The sequence below is a fragment of the Legionella drancourtii LLAP12 genome (genome assembly GCF_000162755.2).
GTDB lineage: Bacteria > Pseudomonadota > Gammaproteobacteria > Legionellales > Legionellaceae > Legionella > Legionella drancourtii.
Genome location: NZ_JH413801.1, coordinates 117,683 through 120,217 on the forward strand (window position 1 = coordinate 117,683; position 2,535 = coordinate 120,217).

A 2,535-nucleotide genomic window follows, 5' to 3' on the forward strand; every position below is an offset into this window, starting at 1 on the left:
CTTTCGTAATTTTGAAAATTATAGAACTCGTGTTAGGGTGCTCTGTTGTTAACTGGTGAGTGCCCCCGTAATTGGGAAAGACCCAAAAGAAGTGATGAGTGTTTTTATATGTGAACGTTCATTATCTTATTATAAGGCACATTCAATTTGCACCCTGAACGCACCCTTTGAGCTTATCTTGAAATTATAATATATATGTAAGTTATTGATTTCATTGGCGTCCCGGAGAGGATTTGAACCTCCGACCTGCCCCTTAGGAGGCGCAAAATGTTAAATCCAATGTAATCCAGAAAAATCCATTAATCCTTATATAATATAGAATTTATCCTGTTGCGTTGTTTATTGTTGTCCAATACAATACGCCTAAATCCAGAAAATTGTAGTCACCAATATAGTCACCTGGATATTCAATTACAACGCCACAATTAAGGTTAATGTATGAGTGATAAAACTCCAGAAAAAAAGCTGACCATTCGCAATAGTACTGCTGAATTTCTTATCTTTACACAACAGGCAGGGGAAAGCGGTATTGAAGTACGTTATGAGAATGGTTCTATTTGGTTGACTCAAAAACTGATAGCTGAGTTATTTGAGGTAAGTATACCCACTATTAATGAGCATCTTAAGAATATATTTGAATCTCAGGAACTTGATCAAAATTCAGTTATTAGGAAATTCCTAACAACTGCCAGTGATGGGAAAAATTATAACACTCAGTTTTATAATCTCGATGCAATTATATCCGTTGGTTATCGTGTTAACTCTAAACGTGCCACCCAATTTCGCCAATGGGCAACTCAAGTTTTGAGTGAGTTTGCAATCAAAGGGTTTGTTTTGGATAAAAAGCGTCTTGAGAATGGTAGTTTCCTTGGCGAAGATTATTTTGAGCAGTTGCTGGAAGAAATCAGGGAAATTCGTCTCAGCGAGCGTCGTTTTTATCAAAAAATCACGGATATCTATGCAACCAGTGTTGATTACAATAAAAACGCGCCAACTACACGAGATTTTTTCGCCAAAGTACAAAACAAACTGCATTATGCGATTCATGGCCATACTGCATCAGAGCTTGTGCTTGAACGTGCGGACAGCAGTAAGCCACATATGGGGCTTACAAATTGGGAAGGTAGCCCGAATGGAAAAATTCTTAAAACGGATGTATCTGTTGCCAAAAACTACCTGAATGCAGATGAGTTAGATTCTCTTGGTCGTATAGTCAATGCCTATTTAGAGTTAGCAGAAGATCGCGCTAGACGCAAAATTCCTATGACAATGGAAGATTGGGCTACACGATTAGACAAGTTTCTTGAGTTTGATGAACGCGATGTATTACAAAATGCAGGGAAAATTAGCGCAAAAATAGCAAAAGATCATGCTGAAAGTGAGTTTGAGAAATATCGCATTATTCAGGATCGCCTCTTTGAGTCTGATTTTGATAAGGAAATTAAAGCTCTTACAGATGAGATGGACTCTCAGGATAAACGTGATTAATCATGAGTTATTATCGCATGAATATTCTATTTCAAATTTGGGAGACACTGTCTCCCAAATTCAAACTATTCAATTGTGCAAGCGGTGTCTGCACAATTATGCAACGCTACGTTGCACAATTTAAAAGAGCGTTTTTTCATGAGTAAATTAACTGCCCAAGCCGTAAAAACTGCAGCTCCACGTGATAAAGAATACAGGCTTCATGATGGAGATGGATTGTTTTTTCGGGTGCGTCCAAGCGGTGCTAAAAGTTGGTTGTTTTCTTTTAGCCTGCCCGGGGATCGTAAATTAATCAGAATGCCAATTGGTTCGCTAAAAGATGTTAGTTTGAAGGAAGCGCGTAATAAAGTAGCTGAGTTACGAAAATTAGTAGTAGAGGGTATTGATCCACGCACTGCAAAGGCTGCCGCAATTGCCGCCAACGCGCAGGCCATTACCATGCAAGTGTTATTTAATACCTGGATTGAGTTTGAGAAGGTGACCCAACGGGTTACAGCAACATGGATTAAACGTCATGAGGATCGTTGGCGTATTCACTTAAAAAAGCCTCTGGGTAATATATTGGCGCGAGATATCACTCGCGCTCATCTTTCAACAGCATTGGATTCCATGACTCGCAAAGGGATTAAAGAGGAAACACGAAAAGCCTTATCCACGCTAAACCTGATGATGGATTATGGCTTAACTCGCCATTTAATTGACATGAATCCAGCTCGCCTGCTCAAGCCTAAAGATTTTGCAGCCACAGCCAGCAGACCGCGCGATAGAGTGCTAACAATAGTTGAGTTACGCCAATTATGGAAAGCCTTGGATCAAGCCAGCAATGGAATGTCATCTAATAAAGGTATTTCAGCTATGTCTGTGATCATCACCAGTGCAATAAAATTATTGATTTTGACAGGTGCTCGCCGTTCTGAAATTGCTGGCATGCGTAAAGATGAGCTTGATCTCAACGCAGGTCTTTGGATTTTACCCAAAGAGCGAACCAAAAATCGGCAAGGTCACACCATTTATCTTCCACCACTGGCAATCGAACTTATCAAAGCA

Annotated in this window: 2 protein-coding genes; both read left to right on the forward strand. The window is 39.7% G+C overall.

The window, feature by feature from the left end; genetic code table 11:
• Positions 1-438 precede the first annotated feature (438 nt).
• Positions 439-1,488, forward strand: a complete 1,050-nt coding sequence (locus LDG_RS03000) for a virulence RhuM family protein (protein WP_006869649.1) — start codon at positions 439-441, stop codon at positions 1,486-1,488.
• A 138-nt stretch (positions 1,489-1,626) separates the two neighbouring features.
• Positions 1,627-2,535: tyrosine-type recombinase/integrase (locus LDG_RS03005; RefSeq protein ID WP_158307857.1), on the forward strand; the 909-nt coding region annotated here is incomplete at its 3' end.

Excerpts from the sequence above, each read along its gene's own strand:
- LDG_RS03000 (WP_006869649.1), top strand. The coding sequence starts at position 439 with ATGAGTGATAAAACTCCAGAAAAAAAGCTGACCATTCGCAATAGTACT.